Origin of the sequence: Ruminococcus sp. AM43-6 (assembly GCF_003461785.1) — a bacterium.
GTDB lineage: Bacteria > Bacillota > Clostridia > Oscillospirales > Ruminococcaceae > Hominimerdicola > Hominimerdicola aceti.
Map to the genome: position 1 here is coordinate 1 of NZ_QTXU01000028.1, position 20611 is coordinate 20611.

A 20611-nucleotide genomic window follows, 5' to 3' on the forward strand; every position below is an offset into this window, starting at 1 on the left:
TCTTGCTTTTTGGCAAGATCGCAGCCTTTTTTCTTGGGAACTTTTTTTACAGCCCCTTTGTATGTTTGAATCGTCAACCTTCAATTCGATTCTGTTTTCATCTCCAAACACATTTTTTCATCCAATGCAATGTTATATTAAATGAAAAAATCATTTGATATCATAACAAAAGTTATATTATTCTCTTCTTATATGCGCATATAATCCCAACTATAATGATAGTTATGTAATAAAGAATAGTACGAGCATTTTTAATTTTATCAGCTATCATAATTCTGTATGCCTCCTTCTTCCATGAGATTACAGCAAACGTAGTAGTAATGTCTATCAAAAGGCTTTTACATATTAGATAAAAGCATGTAAAATTTCTTTTACATAGCTTAATTGCGGTCTATTTAGCTTGTTTCTTGACTACTCAGGAAAAATATTTCTACCCTCGCCCCACCTGTATTTTCAGAATTTGAAAGTTTAATACCTCCACCATATTTTTCAGCCACAGTTTTTGCAAAAAATAGTCCCATCCCATAATGGGCTTCGCCATTTCTACTTGTGTCATCCATAAAAAACTGCTCTGTGCCATGCAATAATGCTTCTTTTGTAAATCCTGATCCGCTATCCTCCACAATGAATGTCAGCCGGCCATCCTGCTCCTTTGCGTCAATATAAATGATTCCATTTTCTTTTGTATGCTCCACTGCATTCTGAATCATATTCATTACGGCCCGGAACATTGGATCATAAGCAATCGTTACCTTTTTATCACTTTGTCCCGCCTTCCAATCTATTTTCTGGTGATAGATTTCTACCAGTCCGAGTGCCTGTTCCTTTATATCTGCGAAAAAATCTTCTAACCTCACCGTTGTATAGGTAACATCACTGCAATTCCATGATTTTGTGACATCTATCAACTGTTTTACATAACTTTGTATCTGTGTTGTGCCGTTCAAAACATAAGTGATATTATTCTTCTGTTCTGTGGTCAGTTCAGTCTCTGAAAGTAGTTCTGCATTTCCCCGTACAATCGTAAGAGGTGTTTTAATATCATGCGCCAAAGCAGACATCTGTTGTTTCTTTTCCTGCTCTGTTTTCCACTGCTTTTCTAAAGATTCTCGCAATGCATCTCGCATATCATCGATTGCCGATAAACAGTCATCAAACTCTTTGATACCGGAACAGGATGTCTCATATTCCAGATTTTGATCCTTTATTTGTCTGATTGTGTCTAATACAGGCTGCATCTGCTTTTTGATTCTTTTTCCAAAACATATGGACGGAATGATGATAATCGCTACCGCTCCAATCACTGACATAATACTCATCACATTCTGTGGTCCTATAAAATGCTCCCTCAAAAAAGCTGAATGATATTGAGGTGTCAGGCGATATTGCAATACAACATATTCATTTTCCCTTACAATTACTTTATAAAAATATTTCCCGGATGCGTTTCCGTACTTTGCAACATTCCATGCTATCTGTTCGTATTGTTCTGACAGATCTCCACCTATTTTCTCTCCATTCTCTGAAAAGATTACATAATCACAAAGTGCAGGAATCATCTCAGCAGTTACTTTATCCGCACGTAAAATCGTATCATATGCTTCATTAATCTTTTGCTCTGCATAATTCGCCGGATAGATACAGCCCACACTAATCAAAAGGTACAGCAGCAGCCAAGCAACAATCACCAAACCTACTAATGATCCAAGCATGACCAGTACATATCTCATAAAAATCCAGCTGAGTGAATTGCTTCTCTTTACTCTTCCCATTTATACCCAATCCCCCAGACTGTTTTTATCGGTGTATAATCATAATCCGCAAATTTTGCTCTTATATTTTTGATATGCGTGATAATGGTACTGTCATTACTCTCACTGTCAAAACCAAAGACCTCTTCTAAAATCTGTTCTTTCGAGAAAACCTGTCCCCTGTTTTTAGCCAGGAATTCACAAATTTCGTACTCCGCTTTCGTAAGAGGAAGTTCCTTATCATCAACCAATAGTTTCTTTTGAGATATTTGAATACAGACCCTCCCCAAAACCATCCGGACAGAATGTTCCCTGTGCTCTCTTCTAAGATGTGCATGAATCCTTGCCCGAAGTTCCATCACTCCAAATGGCTTTGAAATATAATCATCTGCTCCCAACGAAAGTCCGTTCACCAGACTTTTTTCCTCCGTTTTTGCGGTAAGAAACAAAATCGGACAATCCACAAGTGCCCTGATTCTTTTGCATAATTCAAAGCCGTCCATTCCAGGCATCATAATGTCAAGTAAAATCAGGTCATAACGATGTAATTCTTCCATATTAAGTTTCAGCGGATTACTTACTTTGGTAACCAGATGTCCATCCTTATTCAAAATGCTTTCTATCATTTCCAGAATTGCCGGTTCATCATCAACTGCCAGTATTTTTGCCATAGTTTCCCTCGATTCTATTCCGATATTCTGTTTCCTTCCCAGTGGTTTACCCACCAAAAATAGTATACCATACTAATCCCTGTAAATATTAAGCAACCTGGTATGAATGACAACCATTCACCTACACTAGTTTCTCCCAATACAGATTGCAGATAAGTATATGGTACTCTACCCGTCCAGCAGACAAATACATATTTCCATACATAATCTCCAAGTCCGGTAAGCATCAATGCACTAATTAGTCCTGATATGATCCCTGCTCCAATGGATACCCCTTTTCCAAACTGAAAAGCCAGAATCAGCTGCCACAGATAAAGTGGAACACTGCTTCCCCACAGCAGCAATGCTGCAAATATACATCCTTTCATGATTTCGATATCGCTTGATGCGATTCTTCCAAATCCAATTCCGAATATGATTGCTGTCAATAAGATAGAGCACAGACACAAAACCAGTAGCATCAACAGTTTCGATAAAAATGCTGCAGGTTTATCCGGTAAAGACAACAGATTTTGAAAATCACCTGCATTTTGTTCCTGTTCCATCACACTTGCTGTAAAAATTCCAATAAGTACCGGAAGTCCTGCTCCTATTGCCTGATAAAATGCAATCACTTTCATATTTTCATTCCATGGTGAAAAAAAGTAATATATTAAAAATATAACGCTGGTTATAATCGGAATCAGTAAGTGTGCCAGAATCACAGATGTTCCTTTCATCTTTCGCAAGTCTGCATTAAGAGATCTTCCAATCATCTTATTTCACCTCTCTTCTCTCAAACCATTTCAAAAACAGAACCGTTACAAAAACAAACCAGATGATTGAGAGACACATTCCCGGAACAATGACTCCCGTATCCAAAAGAGGATTCCCTGCTTCTGCGGCAAGTCCATTTGGTAAAACATGAAGCAACGGGCACATCATTCGCATAGGGATTGCAGAAACAAGTACATACCAGATTCTGGTTTGTGATATTACCACACCGCTCACGGTAATAAATAGGCAGACGAACAGGTTTACAATCATTCCAAATCGTTCACTTAAAAATAAAGCTAGCGGAATCTCCCATAACTCAGAAACCGTCAGAAACAATACTGCAATCAACGCTCCTCCAACTGGAACATGTGTCGTTAGAAGAAAGCCTCCAAGCGTTGCTCCTGCAAACACAATCACATTAGAAAACAAAATCATGTACCCAATATAAATAATTTTCCCCAGCAACAATTTTCTTCTGTCTGTGGGAATAGTCATTAAATGATAGTATTTTATCTTTTTCTCCTGCGCCACAGAAAGATAACAAAATAGAGCAATCATCCCCGGCAGCAAAAGTGTATACCACCAGTTCCAAACACTTTCTGCATAAGCATTTGTCATCCCAAGAGTAAATATAAATGCCATGACAAATGTAAGAAGAGGAAATCCCCAGATAAACTTTTTTCGCATGGTTCTTTTGGCTTTTTGATGTTCTGCTTTTATAATATTAACCATGGATTTCACCTGCTTTCTGGTTTTTTCTTACCACATTCATAAACAAATCTTCAAGATTATCTCCCTGCTTTAATGCTCCTTCGTATCCTAAGATTCCACCTGAAATAATCCCGACTTTATCTGCAAGTAACTGTACCTCTGAGAGAATATGACTGGAGAGAATTACAGTGATTCCCTGTTCCGGAAAAGACCGGATCAGCTCTCGTAATTCCTCGATGCCTATTGGATCTAATCCATTCGTAGGTTCATCCAATATCAAAAGTTCCGGTTCTCCAAGCAATGCCATTGCAATGCCTAGTCTTTGCTTCATCCCCAAAGAAAACTGTCCTGCTTTCTTCTTTCCGGTGTTTGTAAGTGATACAATCTGCAAGACCTCATCAATTCTGTTTTCATCTGTACCAAGCAATAATTGTCTTACCTTCAAATTCTCTCTGGCGGAAAGATTTTCATAAATAGGCGGATTTTCAATTAACGCTCCTATTTTTGATAAATCTTTCCTATCCAAAAGTTTTCCATCAAAGTAAATCTTTCCTGCAGTTGGTTTCATCATACCGGTCAGCATTTTCAATGTGGTAGATTTACCAGCGCCATTCGGTCCAAGCAGTTCATAAATCTGTCCCTTTTCGATATTAAGTGAAACATTATTTACCGCTTTCTGCTTTCTAAAATATTTACACAAATTTTGTGTCTGCAACATCATTTCCATCTTTACTATCCTTCCATATTTCATTTCTTACTGAAATATAACCTAACAGAAAAAAATAAAGATTTGATGAAGATTGCTAAATAATTCGTCTACTCTATTTTTATTCTCGTATGGAATAAACCATCAATTGAATATCATTATCAGAACTCGGCTTTCCACTGAAATCAGCAAAGCTGTTACAAATACGAAGTCCTAATTTACCGAATATCTCCTTCAAAAATCTGTCCCGGAAGTTTTTTCTTCTCCATATACGGGAACTCTCTATCAAATGCCTCTGCTTCCTTTTCATTTACCAGATACCTTGCCGGAGGTGCATACTCTCCTGTAATTCCATTAAGATATCCCGGCATCAGTTCTTCGCACAGAAAGAAAGATGTATCCTCGCCTTCCGGCAATCCATGATAGCGGATGCCAAACTCACCCGCCTGTCTGAATCCGCTTTTTCCATAAAAATCAATATTTCCTTCAAAGCATACTGCTCCGCATCCAAGCTCTTTTGCTTTTTCTCTTGCTGTACCCGCTCGGCAACCAAGGCATTCAATTTTTTTAAGTATGCATTCTCCGCACGAAGACGCTGTACTTCTGCGATCAGATCTTCTTCTTTCTTAATTTTCGGAGGTCGCCCTGTGGATTTCCTTCCTCTGCGTTCTGCGTAAAGTCCCTCCGCTCCTTCTTCAATATAGATTCGTTCCCATGCTGTTACTCTGCTATTCGGTATGTCAAATTGACGTGCAGTTTCACGATAGCTTAACTTTTCTCTGTGCATTGTTTCCACTACTTTGATTTTGAATTCCGGTGTGTATCTTTTGTTCGGCTGTCCTTTTGGCATAAAAATGCCCCCTTTTGTCAGATTTTTATTGGTATATTTCTATTATACCACATTATCTAACAAAAGGGGAGCATTTCAAAAGCCGTTCCGTTTTTTTGTTCTTATTAATGAGCTGTCACGTCAGAAAATTCTATGCCGACCTGCTTGCCCTCATATGTTGCGGAATACTCAAACGTTGTGCCAACAACTGTCGCCTTGCCATTGCTGTCTATCTTGAGCTTGCACTTCGGAAGCTTCTGGATATAAAGCTGTTTTGTTTCCCCAGGATAGTTGTTGTCATATATCTGAAGGATATATTTTCTGTGGCAATCAGAATCCTGAATAAGTCCGATAGCGTTCACTGTATGAGTATCGTCTATAGTTGTAACAACTGGTATGCCAAGGCTGAGCTGGTCTTCAAGCTTTTCAAAGCCCTTACTGTCGTTGTTAAGGTTATACTCTGACGAAGAATCGTCCCACTGGAGGGCGTTAAGTCTGTAGAGTGCCTTTGCGAACTCTGCGTCATTTGAGGAATAGCCACCCTTTATTTTTTCAATGCCGTTTGCTATATCCATATCAAGCAGTTCTACCTTTTTCCAGCGGAGATTGCCGCCTGATATTTTCGTAACGTCCTTTACCCAGCCCTTGTTCTTGCTGTCATACTTATAGTCATCATTAAGGGTGAGAATATCCCCTGTGCAGGAATAGTCGAGATACTTTGTAACGTCTGAATATGTGCCCGCAAAAAGGTCTGAGGTTATCTTGCTAAGCGGCACTCTTTCGTCATACTGTTTACCAAAGTCTGTTCCGCTTATGTCATAGCCTGCGGCATTCACCTTTATGTCGCTCTTATCTGACGGAGTGATATCCCCAAGAGAAGTTTTTACGTTTCCGAGATACCAATCTCTTGCCATAACAGCCATGCCGAAGTCAACGCTTGCGGTAGTTGTTGTTCTGAAATTCTTGAATGAGAAGCCGTTCACCTTTGGATCAAAGCCTGTGTTGTAAAGTGAATAACCTCTTACGTTATCGTCAGCGTTTGTGTATGTAACGATATCATAGTTCAGTGTAGTAACTATCTGCTTGTAAACGTCATTGAGGGCGTTTGCGTCGGAAGCTGAGTAATACTTTCCGCCTGTGGAATAAGCAAGCTCCTGAAGCCAATCTCTGTCAACATCTCTGCCAAGACCAACTGTGAGAACGATTATGTCCTTATCCTTTGCAGTATTTGCAAGGCTTGAAACGCTTGCAGGATTAAACTCGTCAGACTCGCCGTCTGTGAGCATCACGATGATATTTCTGTATTTTCCACCGGAAGTTGCCTTGAACTCGCCCATGCACTTTTTAAGAGCCGTCTGGCTGTGAGTGCCGTTAAATATCTCTTTCTCAGACTTTATCTTATCGAGCGCTTCCGTAAGCTTCGTCTTATCATCAGTGAAGTCTACCATCTTTTTGTAGCTTCCTGTGAACTTGCAAATGCCGACCTGATAGTGGCTCTCAAACTTGTCGATAAGATTCTTTGCAAATTCAAGACGCTTGAAGTCAACATCATTCTCAGAAGAAGTTACACACTGCTCCTTTGGATACATAGAGCCGGAGTTATCAACGAGGAAGCAGATCCTTGTTGTGGCTTCATCGTTTACAGTTTTCTCAACGCCTACCACATAAGTGCCAAGCTCTGTAAGAGAAGCAGAAACTGTCTTTTTGCTCTTGTCTGCCTTTGAATCCACCTTTGTGTAAAGGGTCGAGCGTGAATCAAATCTCAGCACTGTAAGGTCATCAAATGAATATCCCATTTTACTCAGCTTTGCAGAGTCGATATCAAAAGTTATCTTTGCCGAGTTGAACTTATAGTCAGAATAAGCGTCATAAGCCTTTGTGACGATACTTGCATTTGAAGAGATACCAAAGAGGTCAAGCTCAACGAGGGTCGCACTGGCAGCGTTTGCGTCGCCCTTTATTTCAAGGCGGCAGTCCCCTGCATTTTTTTCCACTGTAAGCTCTCTTTCAGCGTCATTGGTCTTTCCGTCAGACTTTGACTCTCTCGGATTTGTGCCTGCCATAAGCTCATAGCCGTCAAGAAGACCGTCGCCGTCAGTATCGGCTTCAATAGGGTTCGTGCCTAGCTTCGTCTCATCGCCGTCGCTTATTCCGTCATTGTCAGTATCCTCGCTTTGAAGGTTAGTGCCATGACGTACCTCATCGGCATTCTTTATGCCGTCACCGTCCCAGTCCTGATCGTCAGAAAACTCCGACTCCTTGAAGGTAGTGCTTATATCAAGCTTTGTTATGACCGATTTCGCCATGGCGATACGGTTATTTTCCCTTATTTTTAGACCCACGATAACACAGGCAGCCACAAGGAACGCAAGCACTATACACAGCACCAGCAACGCTATCTTCTTTTTGCGCTTTCCTCTGTTCATGCTCTGAACAAAATCATTCGTATCAGAAAAATTTGCTTTCATAAATATTAATTCCCCTTATCAGATCACATATTTCACGATATTAATATTTTAGCATATATGTATCTTATTTGCAAGCAAAATAGCCTAGAATAATTCACAAAATAAACTGTTCTTTTTTGTTTACAAACAGTATATCTTACCAAAACATTAACAAGATAATTTTTTTATTATTAACCTAAAATAAATTAAAACCTTCTTTTTCCACAAAAAAAGGGGCAGCCCCTCTCGGAACTGCCCTTTGGCATAATACTATCACTCTTCCGTAACAGTATTATAGATAACGTTCACAACGAAGTCCTTGTCATAATCTACCTGCAAGATAGAATCAGGCTCAAGCTCGTCTGCAATGATTTTCTTTGCAATAAGAGTTTCGATACGTCTTTGGATAAACCTCTTGAGAGGTCTTGCACCGAAGTTCTGATCGTAGCCCTGATTTACGATAGCTTCCTTAGCGGCGTCTGTTACCTCTATGCTGAGCCTCTTGTCTTCAAGACGCTTGCCAAGCTCTGCAAGCATAAGGTCAACTATCTTGTATATCTCCGTCTTCATAAGAGGCTTGTAGTAGATTATATCATCAAGTCTGTTAAGAAACTCAGGTCTGAACTGCTGTTTCAGCAGAGCGTCCACCTTGTCCCTTGCTTCCTGAGATATCTCGCCCTCAGGTGTGATGCCCTCAAGGATATAAGGAGAACCAAGGTTTGAAGTGAGGATTATGATAGTGTTCTTGAAGTCAACCGTTCTGCCCTGTGAGTCTGTGATACGTCCGTCGTCAAGCACCTGCAAAAGGATATTGAAAACGTCAGGGTGAGCCTTTTCGATCTCGTCAAGAAGAACTACTGAATAAGGCTTTCTTCTTACAGCCTCGGTGAGCTGACCGCCCTCCTCATAGCCTACATATCCCGGAGGCGCTCCAATAAGACGGCTTACGCTGAATTTCTCCATGTACTCCGACATATCTATACGAACGATATTGTTCTCGTCATCAAACAAAGCCTGCGCAAGAGTTTTTGCAAGCTCTGTTTTACCAACGCCTGTAGGACCGAGGAACAGGAACGAACCTATCGGCTGATTTGGATTTGCGATACCGGCACGAGATCTCATGATAGCCTCAGACACACGCTCAACAGCTTCGTCCTGACCGATAACTCTTTCATGGAGGATATCAGGCAGGTGGAGAAGCTTCTCACGCTCGCCCTCCATAAGCTTTGCAACAGGGATACCTGTCCAGCGGCAGATTATCCTTGCGATCTCTTCCTCTGTTACCTTATCTCTTAGCAGAGTGTTCTTTGTCTTTGACTTCTCTGCCTTTTCTTCTTCCTCGGCAAGCTGCTTCTGCAAGTCAGCCATTCTGCCATATTTCAGCTCTGCAAGCTTGTTAAGGTCATATTCACGCTCTGCTCTCTCGATATCCTTTGAGCATTGCTCGATATCCTCACGGAGCTTCTGCACCTTAGAGATAGCAGACTTCTCATTCTCCCATTTAGCTTTCATCTCATTGAACTGCTCACGCATTTCTGAAAGCTCTTTCTGCACCTCATGGAGATGTTCAACTGCAAGCTTATCAGTTTCCTTTTTAAGGACAGTTTCCTCTATCTCGTGCTGGAGTATCTTACGTCTTATCTCATCAAGCTCTGTAGGCATTGAGTCCATTTCCGTTCTGATGAGTGCGCAGGCTTCGTCCACAAGGTCGATAGCCTTATCAGGGAGAAATCTGTCTGTGATATATCTGTTTGAAAGAACAGCCGCTGCAATAAGCGCCTGATCCTGAATTTTTACGCCGTGGAAAACTTCGTATCTTTCTTTAAGTCCACGAAGTATAGAGATAGTGTCCTCAACTGTCGGCTCGTCAACCATAACAGGCTGGAAACGTCTTTCAAGAGCGGCGTCCTTTTCGATATACTGACGGTACTCGTTAAGAGTCGTTGCACCGATACAATGGAGCTCGCCCCTTGCAAGCATAGGTTTCAGCAGGTTGCCTGCGTCCATTGCGCCGTCTGACTTGCCTGCGCCAACGATATTGTGAAGCTCATCTATAAAGAGGATTATCCTGCCCTCAGACTTCTTTATCTCCTCAACGACTGCCTTGAATCTTTCCTCAAACTCGCCTCTGTATTTTGCGCCTGCGATAAGCGCACCCATATCAAGTGAGAAAACCTGTCTGTCTTTCAGACTGTCAGGAACATCTCCGCTGACGATACGCTGAGCAAGACCCTCTGCAATGGCGGTCTTACCAACGCCAGGCTCACCAATAAGGCAAGGATTGTTCTTTGTCTTTCTTGACAGTATCCTTATAACGTTTCTTATCTCGCTGTCTCTGCCGATAACAGGGTCGAGCTTGTTCTGTCTTGCAAGCTCCACAAGATCCTGACCGTACTTTTTCAGCACGTCATATGTTTCCTCAGGGTTCTGGCTCGTTACCTGAGCGTTTCCTCTTACAGCTTGAAGAACTTTCAGAAACTTTGTTTTTGTTACCCCAAAGGTCTTGAAGATCTCTTTTACTGTGCTGTTAGGGCTGTCCATTATGCCCATAACAAGATGTTCAACCGAAACGTATTCGTCCTTCATTCTTGAAGCTTCCGACTCGGCTTCCGCAAAAGCCTTGTCAAGGTCGCTTGAAATGTATACAGAGTCCTGCGCACGTCCGCCTACCTGTACCTTAGGTATATCGTCAACTGCTCTTGTAAGAGCCGCCTCGATATTTTCAGGGGCGATATCCATTTTTACAAAAAGCTGCGGCACAAGACCGTTTTCCTGTGAAAGCAAAGCCAGCATAAGGTGCTGCTGGTCAACAGCCTGATTTGAGTTTCTTGAGGCAATGCTCTGCGCTTCCTGCAAAGCTTCCAATGATTTCTGTGTCAATTTCTGAGCGTTCATAAAATTACCTCCCTTATCATCTTAAAAAGATATATGCTCACAGCAGGCGGAATGCTCCGCCCACCGTTTAAAGAACGACAACGCCTTTTTTCAGATATCTTTCATACATTTCAGATACCTTTCTTGCCGCCGTTTCAGGTTCTGCAGCGTTGTCAAAGTAAAGCTGAATACAGCTGTCCATACAGCTTATATAATCACCGATAGCGTTCGCTATATCCTCGTCGGTCAGCTCCGACTGAGGCGGTGCGTAAAAATCTCTTGTAAATCTGCCCTCGGCTGTTTCATAAGGCACACCCGTTGTGAAAAGATACGAAAGATATTTTTCCTCGAGCCTTGCCCACAGCTTAAAAAAGCTGTCAAGCATTGAAATGAGCTGCAGGCTTTGAGTTCTGAAAGATACTTTCAGTCTGCCCACCTTTCCGTGAAAATCTCGGCTCAGCTCTATGCTGTATCGTATGGTCGGCTTATATTTATATCTCAAAGGACTTTTTATAGACATCATAGCGTCAGAGGGCTGATTAAGGGTCTGAAACCTGCTGTCCATAAGCTGTTCTATTTTAGAGAATATCTCACGCATTCTTTTTTCAGGGGTGAGAAGCTGGACACGCTCCGCCAAAATCTGATTTATCAGATTTGAACGGCTGGTATTCATGGAATATGCCAGTCTGTCAATAGCCTCCACCACATCGTCTGCAAGCACCAGACTATACACGCTCTTGTTCACTTTGCTCTCAGTCCTTTCTGTTTTTACTTTTCTTACCGTAACTTATTATACCACATTCTAATAATTTGTCAATAGGATTATATAATTTTAATTACGAATTATATAGATGCACAATAGAATGTATGTTCTGCACCTCTAATTTGTGCAGTTTTATTGAAAACTTGTCAAAAGTGTGATATAATAACAGATACCAAGTTGGAAAGGCGTGATAAAAATGCTCAAAGGCGTTATATTTGATATGGACGGACTAATGATAGATACGGAAAAGCTACTCACAAGGTTTTGGTGTGAGGCGGCGAATCATTACGGCTATCCAATGACAAAGGAACACGTTCTGGGCATACGCTCTCTTGCGGCGAAGTATGCTATCCCACATCTTAAAGGCATTTTCGGAGAGGATTTTGATTACTACAAAGTTCGTGCAAAGCGTATCGAGCTTATGAACGAATTTATCAGGCAAAACGGCATAGAAAAGAAAAAGGGGCTTGATGAGCTTCTTGACTATCTTGACAGCACAGGGCTGAAAAAAGCCGTTGCCACTGCCACCGACCTACAGCGCACCACGCTGTATCTCAGCTCTATAAATATCATTGACAGATTTGACAAGCTTATCTGCGGAAACATGATAGAAAACGGCAAGCCTGCCCCTGATATTTATCTCGCCGCCGCAAAGGAGCTGGGGCTTGACCCTGGCGAGTGCATTGCCCTTGAGGACTCACCAAACGGCATACGCTCCGCCCACACCGCAGGCTGCAAGCCTGTTATGATACCCGACCTTTCACAGCCTGACGAGGGAACAAAAAAGCTTCTGTATGCCTGCTGTGATGACCTTTCCAATGTCATAGGTGTGATACAAAAGCTTGTGTGATATGATATATTCTGTCAATCCATGTAGGGGCGAACATTGTTCGCCCGCTTTTTGTAAAAACGCTATAAAAATTGATACAATGTTACACGAATTGACACAAACGCTACATAGGGATAGTAAAACCGATAGCTTTATCACTTCGACGGGCGAACGCTGTTCGCCCCTACATTAAATTGCAATCAAATACAAAAATGCGGATACCTCCACGATATCCGCATTTATTTTTTATCCTATCTAATTAATCCTCGACCTCAGAAACAGAAGACGTGTCAGTGTCCGTCTTGCTGTCCTTGTCTTTATTATCAGAAGCCTTGCCGCCCAGATATTTTTCATAAATAGCTATCTGATCCTCAACAGACTTCAGCTCGTCCTTAGACTTTGTTGTAACACAAATATATTTGTGTCCGTTATCATCAAGTATAGTTGAAAGGGTGTACTTTGCTTCGTCGGTGAAGCCTGTCTTTCCGCCCTCGATGCTTATGCCGTCGTCAGCCTCGCCGTCACCGTCACAATCCACATAGTAGCCCTCAATTCTCTGTGCAACAATGCTTGTAAGCTCGATACCGTCCTTGTGCTGTTTTGTCTTTGAAGTTGTGTACTTTGTTGCTGTAAGCACTTCACGACAAGTTTCGTTATCCATAGCCGCCTTTGTGATAACTGCGATATCCTGCGCTGTGGAATAATGATTTTTGTTGTGCAGACCGCTTGCATTCACAAACTTTGTGCCGGTAAGACCAAGCTCCTGGATCTTAGCGTTCATAAGCTCAACAAACTTCTCCTCTGAGCCTGCAACTGCGTTTGCAAGACCTGTTGTGCCGTCAGCACCGCTCACAAGGATAGCTGAATAAAGCAGGTCTTTCATTGTAACAGTTTCTCCGGCTTCAAAGCCTGCTCTTGATGCGTTGTCCTCGATAAGAGGGTCGATATCATCGCTTGTGAACTTATATGTAGCGTCCATATCCTGAATATTCTCTGCGGCTACAAGAAGCGTAAGCATCTTTGTAAGAGAAGCAGGATATACCTTTTTCTCGTAATTATAACCTGCAACTATCTCGTTTGTGTCAGCGTCAACAAGTATAGCCGTGTTTGCTGTCATACCCTTTATATTTATATCCTGATAATTTGCAGACTTCACAGGATAATTGCTCACAGGCTCTTCCACAACTGATGAAAGGTCGTCAACCTCTGAAACCTCCTCAGAAGAGCTTTCCTCAGGTTTGCTGTCCACCCTAACAACTGCGTCTGCCACCTTGCTTGCCTGAATGGTATATCTTCCTGTCACCACCAGTGCCGCTGAACCGACAGCCACAAGCATTATAACTATAAGCACAGCAACTATAGCTGCGCCGCCCTTTTTGTTTGTCCTCTTCATTTTTACAACAATTCCTTTCCTGGTGCTTATACTGCACCTATCTCCTCTTTTTCTTCCTTATGACCATATTTCGCTTCATACTCGTTAAGAGTATCGTGACAATATTTAAGTATATCTCTTCTCGTCACAATACCTATAAAAACTTCCCTGTCATCAATAACAGGCACAAAGTTCTGATCCATTGAAAGAAGTATCAGATCCTCGATAGTAGAATAAACATAGACGGGTTTCATTCTGACACGCCTTGTTATCTCGCTTATCTTATATTTTTCCAGCTCACGCATATCCTGAATGCCATTATTAAGCATGAACCACAGAAAGTCGCCCTCTGCAAGGGTCTTTACATATCTGCCCTCACGGTCGATAACAGGCACAGCGGTAAAGCCGTGATTTTTCATTTTCTCAAGAGCCTGCCTTGCTGTGTTGTCATCATAGACAAAATCCACACAAGCCTTCGGCTTCAAAAACTTTAGTATATTCATTTTTATATATATCCTCTTGTAAGCATACGTTTTTATGCGGTAAAGACCGCACTTATAATTATACCAAAAAAACGCATACAAGTAAAGCATAGAGAGGGCATTTTCCGCCCTGCGTTTTCAACAAATCTCCACGCTGAAATTGTGCATTTTGACTTACTGCTGTGCAGACTTGTAGCCGTATGTGTAAACAAGGCTCACAAAGCTGTCATAGGATATGGTCTTAAGATCGTCCGTCTGAAAACCCCCTGCACTGAGATCGTCTGTTGTAACGCCTGCTTTGTTGAAGATACCCTGACAATAGCCAAGCCTCTGATCCTCTGACATACTGTCAAAGTCCACAAGACTCGTCGCCTGAGATACGTCAAACAGGCTGTCGTCAGCGTCCCCCGAAAGCTCGTCAACAGTGTATTCTGAAACTGTATCATCTGAGCCTTCAATGGTAAAGGTCTGCGTGTATTTTTTTAAGCTTCCGTCAGATTTATCAAAATACAGGTCGATAGCAGTAATGTATGTGTCGCCCGTATAAGTGTACTCCTCGATATCGAAATCATCAGCCTCATCACTGTTTATATGGCCATAGGTTCTCGGCAGGTTTTGCTTGACTATGCTTTCAAGAACGCCGTCAAGCTCCGTCACGTCTGACTTGTGATAAACACCGGTCACGTTATCATAATCATATCCTGCTCCGTCAACATAGATAAATCCGCTGGTGCCTATATCCGATGTGACTTTCAGATAGATGTTTCCGCCCTTTTTGGCTCTTACTACCTCCTGCTTTGAGCCGTCGGCCTCTGTGCAGGTCGTTTTCAGAGTGTAGTCACCATCAAAGATCGCAGCAGTTTTTGTAATAAGCTCACCCTGCTCGTTCAATACCTTACTGTCTGCATCACTCTCGTCACCCTTGCTGTCCTCAGACTTTGCGCTGTCGGCATTGTCGGCTGTTGAAACGTTCGCCTTGCTCTCTGTGGCAGATGAGCTGTCCTTACTATCCTTTGAACAGCCCGCTGCACACAAGCATACCACGCAAGCGCAGAGAGCCGCACATATTTTCTTTATATCCATATGTAAATATCCTTTCAGACCATGTACTATATTTCTTTTTCAAGACAATACTGCTGTTAACATTATACACCCCTTAAACTTTTATGTCAAGAGATAAGGCAGAGCGTAAAGATCGGTGAATTATTTGCTATTTTACCTTATTTACGCACATAAAAATCACAAAAATCACCTATCAATGTATACTGTGAGTTCATGCTTTTTTCACAAAAGTCTGGTATAATATTTGGGTATTCTGACGAAAGAGCACCTAAAGAAGAAAAATATATGTGAAAGAGGAAGTAAAAATGGAAGCAGGTCTGATAATCGGAAACCAAATAATAATAATGTTCATTATCCTTATTATAGGCGCATTTTGCTATTTAAAAGGGATAATCACAAAGGACGGTACAAAACAGTTGTCCTCATTCGCACTGAATATAATCAATCCTGTGCTTATATTCATGTCCTATCAGTCAAAATATGACAAGACACTTGTGCATGGATTGCTGTGGTCTTTTCTGCTGTCAGCGATATCCTATGCAGTGACTATCTTGCTCACCTATGTTCTTATAAGAAAAAAGACTCCCGACCTTGCGGTGGAGCGTGTTTCGTCAATATATTCAAACTGTGCATTCATGTGCATACCCCTTATAAACGGCATTTACGGCTCAGAGGGCGTTTTGTATCTTACAGCGTATCTTACGTTCTTCAACGTCCTTATCTGGACGCACGGACTTATGACAATGAAAGGCGAGCGTGACTTTTCTTCTCTTGTGAAAGCCCTTATCTCACCGTCAGTTATAGCCGTTGTGGTCGGTCTTATTTGCTATCTTACAAATGTCAGACTGCCGAAAGTTCCTGCAACAGCTTTGCAGTACATAGCAGATATGAACACGCCTATCGCCATGGTGATAGCAGGTGCAACAGCCGCACAGACCAACGTTTTGAAAGCTCTTCAAAACCGCCGTATCTACTACGTTTCACTGTGCAAGCTCCTAATACTCCCTGTGGCAGGCTTCTTTGCAATGTGGATACTTGATCCTCCTCCGATAGTTCTTATGACAGTTACCATAGCCGCCGCCTGCCCTGCAGCGACCATGTGTACAATGTTCGCTGTAAACCTTGACAAGGACCCTAAAACAGCCTCAGAGATCTTTACAGTCACCACTATTCTCAGTGCTGTAACTCTGCCGCTTATAACTATCTTTGCCGACAGAATTACATATCACATTTAAAGTCAGCCTAAGCAAACATATCCATATAAACAAAAAGACCTGTCAGCATTTCGCTGCACAGGCTGTGAAAAGATAAACAAGCTACGCTCTGCAATGCTTTCCGAAAACCTCGGAGAGCATTTTTTTATCACTCTTTTTGCTGCACCGCAGGTAATTCTATAAAAAGCCTGCCGCACACACTGATCCCCTTCATGACAACACCGTTCAAAAGATTTCAAACGTCTTGCCTTTATAATTTTTTATCCACCCATAGTATACACCTTACTTCATCGGTGCCTCGGATAATAAAAGTATAACATATAATTAATTCACTGTCAATATTTCTTTGAACAAATAGCATATAAATTGTATATTTCAATAAAACAACCAGAAAATTTATAGCGTTTTACACAAAATTGTCAGAAAGCATTCTCAAGCAAGACACAATTTCTCCGCTATTTTACTTTTTTCTGCAAAATATTATCCTCCGCCCTCATAAAAAATCTGTATACATCTCCAAGAGAAGCAAGGTCACTGCATACTGTGTCCAGCAAGTTCACGTTGAAAAGCAGCTTAGGGTCTTCACTGTCAAAGCTTACGCCTATGTCCTTTTTGTTGAGCCACAAAGCGTCCTCACGGCTGGCATTTGGAAAATGGTCACGCTTATACTCGTCACCGAACAAAACGAACTTGCTGTTGTCTTTCAGCGCCTTGTAAGCCTTTTTATATTCCTGCGCACCTGCAAGTATCATCGCCCTCATTTCGTCCATGCTTTCTCTGTCGGTTTTGTAATATCCACAACCATAGCCGAAACCGTGGGTAGAGATATAGAAATAAAACTCAGGCATGGGGTGATATTCGCTTTTGTCGCGCTGGCATTTCAAAGAACACCACACGCTCTCTCTGAATATCGGTCCGCCCTTGTTGTAACGTGCGTCTTTGTAAAGCCTTGATATCTTTTTCGGATTGCATACTATCCTGCTGTCAATATCGTTCATTATAGGCGTGAGCGCAGTGATAAGCTCCGCAAAAGGCTCTTCTATGAGCCTGTGATAATCCGCCTTATGCTCCTTGAACCATTCCTTACTATCTCTCGTGTGATTTTCAAACAAAAAGCCGATAGCCTCTTCACTAAATAGCATTTTTCTCTCTCCTTGATGTTTCTAAACTTATTATAGTATATCACGATTTGCATTTTTAATCAAGAAAAAAGAGCCTGCCAAAGCAGGCTCCTTAATGACAAAATTTACTAAAGTGTCTTTATAACGTCCTCAGCTATCTGCTCAGGAGTAAGATGATTTTCTTTCAGCACCTCAGCAGGGTCATAGCGGTCATAGAACTTCTTTTCAAGACCAAAGCAAAGGGTCTTTACATCACTGTCACCGTAAAATCTTGCTATCTTCTCGCCAAAGCCGCCTTCAAGAACACCGTCCTCAAGAGTGATAACAGCCTTGTGGTCAGCTTTAAGGCTTTCAAGCATTTCCTTGTCAACGCCTGTGATATAGTAAGGGTTTATTACAGTAGCCTTGACACCTGTCTTTTCCTCGATAAGCTTTGCGGCCTCAACGCCCATGCTGTAGAACGAGCCAAGTGCGATAACAGCAACCTGACTTCCCTGCTGTGTCATCTCATACTTGTTGAGCTTTGAAAGATCCTTTGTGAAAGGCTTGCCGTCTGAAACAATGCTTGCAGGAACTCTTATTGCAACAGGGTGTTCTTTCTGTTCAAGGGACCAATCCAGCATTGCAAGATATTCTTCCTTTGTAACAGGAGCAAGATAAACAAGCTCAGGGATATTTGATATCATCGGTATATCGTAAATTCCAAGGTGAGTAACGTCACTCATGCCGTAAACCGAAGCCGCAAAAACAGCTATTGTAACAGGACTTTTATTTATGCAAACGTCCTGAGAAAGCTGGTCGTAGGTACGCTGTAAGAACGAGCTGTAAACACCGTAGAAAGGCTTTCCGCCGTTCTTGGCGATACCAGAGGCAAGTGCCACTGCGTGTTCCTCTGCAATGCCCACGTCCATAAACTGCTTGCCTGCTTTCTTTCTGACATCAGGAGTGAAGCCGAAAACTGTCGGAGTAGCGGAAGTTATAGCACACACGGACTTGTCAGCCTGCATTTTCTCAAGAAGATAATTGCAGGTAACAGTGCCGTAATCCTCGCCCTCAGAATTGTAAAGGGACTTGCCTGTTTCAGGGTCGAAGGGCATATGCCAGTGCCATGTTTCCTTATCCTTTTCCGCAGGAGCATAGCCCTTGCCCTTTTGTGTTACAATATGAACGGCAACAGGCTTTTTGCTGTCCTTTACGCCCTCAAAAGCCTCAATAAGCGAAGGAATATCGTTGCCGTCCTTAACGAAAACATAGTCAAGACCCATTGCCTTGAAAAGGTTACATTCAGCCTTGCCCTCGGTATCACGAAGAAGCTTGAGATTTCTGTACATACCGCCGTGGTTTTCTGCGATAGACATATCGTTATCGTTCACAACGATTATGAAGTTTGTATCCATTTCCCCTGCAAAGTCGATACCCTCCAGAGCTTCGCCACCGCTGAGAGAGCCGTCGCCTATAACAGCGATAACATTACCCTCCTCGCCCTTGAGATCTCTGGCCTTTGCAAGACCGCTTGCAAGGCTCACAGAAGTGGAAGTATGGCCAACCGTAAAAAAGTCATGCTCGCTCTCCTCCGGGTTTGTGTAGCCTGAGATATCATCGAACTTGTCAGCGTCAAGGTAGGACTCCTTTCTGCCTGTGAGCATTTTATGTGGATAGCTTTGATGTGAAACGTCAAAAACTATCTTATCCTTGGGGGACTCAAAAACATAGTGCATTGCGATAGTGGCTTCCACCATGCCGAAGTTAGGACCAAAATGTCCGCCATGCTTGCTGAGCCTGAAAAGCAGAGCCTTTCTCATTTCCTCAGCCAGCGCTGTCATTTCATCAACAGTGAGCTTTTTAACGTCAGCAGGTGAGTTTATTTTTTCAAGATACATTTTCATTTCCTCCTGTTTTGCTTATAATTTTTCTTAGCTTTAGCTTACTTATATTGTACCACCTGGAGTTAGCTCCAAGTCAACAGGTTGTAGAGATATTTTACATTTTATTAACAATCAACCTAACAAAAAAAGCACGGTCATGTGCCGTGCTTAGTATATTTCTCTTGAAAAAAATTAATGCCGTGCTATAATTATAGTATCACCAATATCACACCGGAAAGGTCTTGAAAGCATGAAATACAAAGTTATAGACATAAGTGAAGAGGATTACGGCTGCGAGGGTATACCGGAGGACAGCGAACTCATGTGCAGTGTTTTGATCGAAAGCTCTAACGGCACACAAAAATGGTTGAAAATAGCTGACCGATATCTCAGAGAAAACGACATTGATATAGGCAGTGTCATCACAGCAGACTAGCCTGCCTCCCCTGGAATATCACGCATTATACACGCAAGCTGTTCTTCTGTAGGCTCTTCTATCTCATAGCCATTGACATGGTCGCCCTTGAAACAGTTTTGATACAGCTCCACCCATGCAAATGTTGACAGTTTGCAATCAGAATAGATTTCTTTTTCACCTTTGTACGGCAGATCTTCAGGATAGCAGGTCTTGATAATAGGATTTCCATAAGGGGTGCAGTCCTCGAACTTATCCGAAGAAGAACCCACACAGCACACTCCGCTCAGTGAATATCTTGCCGCAAGATACTTTTCGCCCTCCTCATCAGGGTTCTTTTTAAAAGCTATCTGCGCCAGCTCGATAATAGCTTCTGCGGCGTATATAGGATAAGGAATTAAATATCCGTTGTGAAGCTCAAAGATCTTGTCCTTGTAATGAAAAGTCTTTCGCTTTTCGATAGTGCCATATTCTGCATACTGAAAAATGTTCAACTCAGGGGCATCGGAGTAATAGTCGGTGACAATTTCTCCTGCCTTACTGCGGAAATAGCGTTGTTTCTGCGCTTCAAGCTGGTTCGATCCCACATTTTCATCAGAAAAATAATTGTGTTCAAATTCGTCGATATCCTCAGTAAAAAACGAAGCTGTACCGCTTGTGCATGAGGGACAGTTGGCGTCAAACAAGGTTATTTTGTATATCATATGGATTTCCTTTCTTAGAAGCAGTGCCAAGCATTTCGG

Annotated in this window: 19 protein-coding genes; 3 read left to right on the forward strand and 16 right to left on the reverse strand. The window is 42.1% G+C overall.

Annotation, left to right across the window (positions count from 1 at the left end; genetic code table 11):
* Positions 1-395 precede the first annotated feature (395 nt).
* The 10 genes from DW938_RS12145 to DW938_RS12190 all read right to left on the reverse strand — a co-directional run bounded on the left by DW938_RS12145 (position 396) and on the right by DW938_RS12190 (position 11490).
* Entirely contained in the window at positions 396-1772 is a 1377-nt protein-coding gene (locus tag DW938_RS12145) for a HAMP domain-containing sensor histidine kinase (RefSeq protein WP_118125095.1), read from the reverse strand.
* Positions 1760-2422 (reverse strand): response regulator transcription factor, encoded by a 663-nt coding sequence (locus DW938_RS12150; RefSeq protein WP_072521435.1) that lies wholly within the window; start codon positions 2420-2422, stop codon positions 1760-1762. Before DW938_RS12150 ends, DW938_RS12145 begins: the two co-directional genes overlap by 13 nt.
* 14 nt (positions 2423-2436) lie before the next feature.
* Positions 2437-3177: a lantibiotic immunity ABC transporter MutG family permease subunit gene (locus tag DW938_RS12155; RefSeq protein ID WP_005330844.1), complete on the reverse strand. Its 741-nt coding sequence runs from the start codon at positions 3175-3177 to the stop codon at positions 2437-2439.
* A gap of 1 nt (position 3178) precedes the next feature.
* On the reverse strand, positions 3179-3910 hold the full coding sequence (locus DW938_RS12160) for a lantibiotic immunity ABC transporter MutE/EpiE family permease subunit (RefSeq protein ID WP_118125096.1): 732 nt from the start codon (positions 3908-3910) through the stop codon (positions 3179-3181).
* Positions 3903-4616 carry a lantibiotic protection ABC transporter ATP-binding protein gene (locus DW938_RS12165; protein ID WP_118125098.1) on the reverse strand — a complete coding sequence of 238 codons (714 nt, stop codon included), beginning with the start codon at positions 4614-4616 and terminating at the stop codon, positions 3903-3905. Before DW938_RS12165 ends, DW938_RS12160 begins: the two co-directional genes overlap by 8 nt.
* A 197-nt stretch (positions 4617-4813) precedes the next feature.
* A complete protein-coding gene (locus tag DW938_RS12170) occupies positions 4814-4966 on the reverse strand; it encodes a hypothetical protein (protein ID WP_242992541.1) in 153 nt (50 codons plus the stop codon).
* Positions 4966-5445, reverse strand: coding sequence for a helix-turn-helix domain-containing protein (locus tag DW938_RS12175; RefSeq protein ID WP_118125101.1), 480 nt, complete (start codon positions 5443-5445; stop codon positions 4966-4968). Before DW938_RS12175 ends, DW938_RS12170 begins: the two co-directional genes overlap by 1 nt.
* A 104-nt stretch (positions 5446-5549) precedes the next feature.
* The gene (locus DW938_RS12180) at positions 5550-7892 is read right to left on the reverse strand and encodes a vWA domain-containing protein (RefSeq protein ID WP_118125103.1); all 2343 of its coding nucleotides are present in this window, start codon (positions 7890-7892) and stop codon (positions 5550-5552) included.
* Positions 7893-8144: 252 nt separating this feature from the next.
* Positions 8145-10766 (reverse strand): ATP-dependent chaperone ClpB, encoded by a 2622-nt coding sequence (gene clpB / locus DW938_RS12185; RefSeq protein ID WP_118125105.1) that lies wholly within the window; start codon positions 10764-10766, stop codon positions 8145-8147.
* 67 nt (positions 10767-10833) lie between these two features.
* On the reverse strand, positions 10834-11490 hold the full coding sequence (locus DW938_RS12190; RefSeq protein ID WP_118125107.1) for a hypothetical protein: 657 nt from the start codon (positions 11488-11490) through the stop codon (positions 10834-10836).
* Positions 11491-11704: 214 nt separating this feature from the next.
* Here DW938_RS12190 and DW938_RS12195 point away from each other — a divergent pair, with 214 nt between their 5' ends.
* A complete protein-coding gene (locus DW938_RS12195) occupies positions 11705-12358 on the forward strand; it encodes an HAD family phosphatase (protein ID WP_118125108.1) in 654 nt (217 codons plus the stop codon).
* A 238-nt stretch (positions 12359-12596) separates the two neighbouring features.
* Here the strand turns inward: DW938_RS12195 and DW938_RS12200 are convergent, their stop codons facing one another.
* The 3 genes from DW938_RS12200 to DW938_RS12210 form a co-directional block, all read right to left on the reverse strand.
* Positions 12597-13730, reverse strand: a complete 1134-nt coding sequence (locus DW938_RS12200; RefSeq protein ID WP_118125110.1) for a serine hydrolase — start codon at positions 13728-13730, stop codon at positions 12597-12599.
* A gap of 26 nt (positions 13731-13756) precedes the next feature.
* Positions 13757-14212, reverse strand: a complete 456-nt coding sequence (locus DW938_RS12205) for a CBS domain-containing protein (protein WP_117863422.1) — start codon at positions 14210-14212, stop codon at positions 13757-13759.
* 153 nt (positions 14213-14365) lie between these two features.
* Positions 14366-15274 carry a hypothetical protein gene (locus DW938_RS12210; protein WP_118125112.1) on the reverse strand — a complete coding sequence of 303 codons (909 nt, stop codon included), beginning with the start codon at positions 15272-15274 and terminating at the stop codon, positions 14366-14368.
* Between the two features lie 284 nt (positions 15275-15558).
* On the opposite strand from DW938_RS12210, the gene DW938_RS12215 reads away from it, so the two are divergent.
* A complete protein-coding gene (locus DW938_RS12215; protein ID WP_242991983.1) occupies positions 15559-16488 on the forward strand; it encodes an AEC family transporter in 930 nt (309 codons plus the stop codon).
* Between the two features lie 434 nt (positions 16489-16922).
* Here the strand turns inward: DW938_RS12215 and DW938_RS12220 are convergent, their stop codons facing one another.
* Both DW938_RS12220 and DW938_RS12225 read right to left on the reverse strand, forming a co-directional pair.
* Positions 16923-17609: a DUF2461 domain-containing protein gene (locus DW938_RS12220; protein WP_118125114.1), complete on the reverse strand. Its 687-nt coding sequence runs from the start codon at positions 17607-17609 to the stop codon at positions 16923-16925.
* Positions 17610-17716: 107 nt separating this feature from the next.
* A complete protein-coding gene (locus DW938_RS12225; RefSeq protein WP_118125116.1) occupies positions 17717-19468 on the reverse strand; it encodes a 1-deoxy-D-xylulose-5-phosphate synthase in 1752 nt (583 codons plus the stop codon).
* Between the two features lie 235 nt (positions 19469-19703).
* Between DW938_RS12225 and DW938_RS12230 the strand changes: the two genes are divergently transcribed.
* Positions 19704-19889 (forward strand): hypothetical protein, encoded by a 186-nt coding sequence (locus DW938_RS12230; RefSeq protein WP_117898115.1) that lies wholly within the window; start codon positions 19704-19706, stop codon positions 19887-19889.
* On the opposite strand, the gene DW938_RS12235 is transcribed toward DW938_RS12230, so the two are convergent.
* Positions 19886-20572, reverse strand: a complete 687-nt coding sequence (locus DW938_RS12235) for a hypothetical protein (protein WP_118125118.1) — start codon at positions 20570-20572, stop codon at positions 19886-19888. The genes DW938_RS12230 and DW938_RS12235 overlap by 4 nt on opposite strands.
* Positions 20573-20611: the final 39 nt, after the last annotated feature.

Coding starts and splice junctions, on each gene's coding strand:
- DW938_RS12145 (WP_118125095.1), bottom strand. CDS start 1,772: ATGGGAAGAGTAAAGAGAAGCAATTCACTCAGCTGGATTTTTATGAGA.
- DW938_RS12150 (WP_072521435.1), bottom strand. CDS start 2,422: ATGGCAAAAATACTGGCAGTTGATGATGAACCGGCAATTCTGGAAATG.
- DW938_RS12155 (WP_005330844.1), bottom strand. CDS start 3,177: ATGATTGGAAGATCTCTTAATGCAGACTTGCGAAAGATGAAAGGAACA.
- DW938_RS12160 (WP_118125096.1), bottom strand. CDS start 3,910: ATGGTTAATATTATAAAAGCAGAACATCAAAAAGCCAAAAGAACCATG.
- DW938_RS12165 (WP_118125098.1), bottom strand. CDS start 4,616: ATGGAAATGATGTTGCAGACACAAAATTTGTGTAAATATTTTAGAAAG.
- DW938_RS12170 (WP_242992541.1), bottom strand. CDS start 4,966: ATGCCGGGATATCTTAATGGAATTACAGGAGAGTATGCACCTCCGGCA.
- DW938_RS12175 (WP_118125101.1), bottom strand. CDS start 5,445: ATGCCAAAAGGACAGCCGAACAAAAGATACACACCGGAATTCAAAATC.
- DW938_RS12180 (WP_118125103.1), bottom strand. CDS start 7,892: ATGAAAGCAAATTTTTCTGATACGAATGATTTTGTTCAGAGCATGAAC.
- clpB (WP_118125105.1), bottom strand. CDS start 10,766: ATGAACGCTCAGAAATTGACACAGAAATCATTGGAAGCTTTGCAGGAA.
- DW938_RS12195 (WP_118125108.1), top strand. CDS start 11,705: ATGCTCAAAGGCGTTATATTTGATATGGACGGACTAATGATAGATACG.
- DW938_RS12200 (WP_118125110.1), bottom strand. CDS start 13,730: ATGAAGAGGACAAACAAAAAGGGCGGCGCAGCTATAGTTGCTGTGCTT.
- DW938_RS12205 (WP_117863422.1), bottom strand. CDS start 14,212: ATGAATATACTAAAGTTTTTGAAGCCGAAGGCTTGTGTGGATTTTGTC.
- DW938_RS12210 (WP_118125112.1), bottom strand. CDS start 15,274: ATGGATATAAAGAAAATATGTGCGGCTCTCTGCGCTTGCGTGGTATGC.
- DW938_RS12215 (WP_242991983.1), top strand. CDS start 15,559: ATGGAAGCAGGTCTGATAATCGGAAACCAAATAATAATAATGTTCATT.
- DW938_RS12220 (WP_118125114.1), bottom strand. CDS start 17,609: ATGCTATTTAGTGAAGAGGCTATCGGCTTTTTGTTTGAAAATCACACG.
- DW938_RS12225 (WP_118125116.1), bottom strand. CDS start 19,468: ATGTATCTTGAAAAAATAAACTCACCTGCTGACGTTAAAAAGCTCACT.
- DW938_RS12230 (WP_117898115.1), top strand. CDS start 19,704: ATGAAATACAAAGTTATAGACATAAGTGAAGAGGATTACGGCTGCGAG.
- DW938_RS12235 (WP_118125118.1), bottom strand. CDS start 20,572: ATGATATACAAAATAACCTTGTTTGACGCCAACTGTCCCTCATGCACA.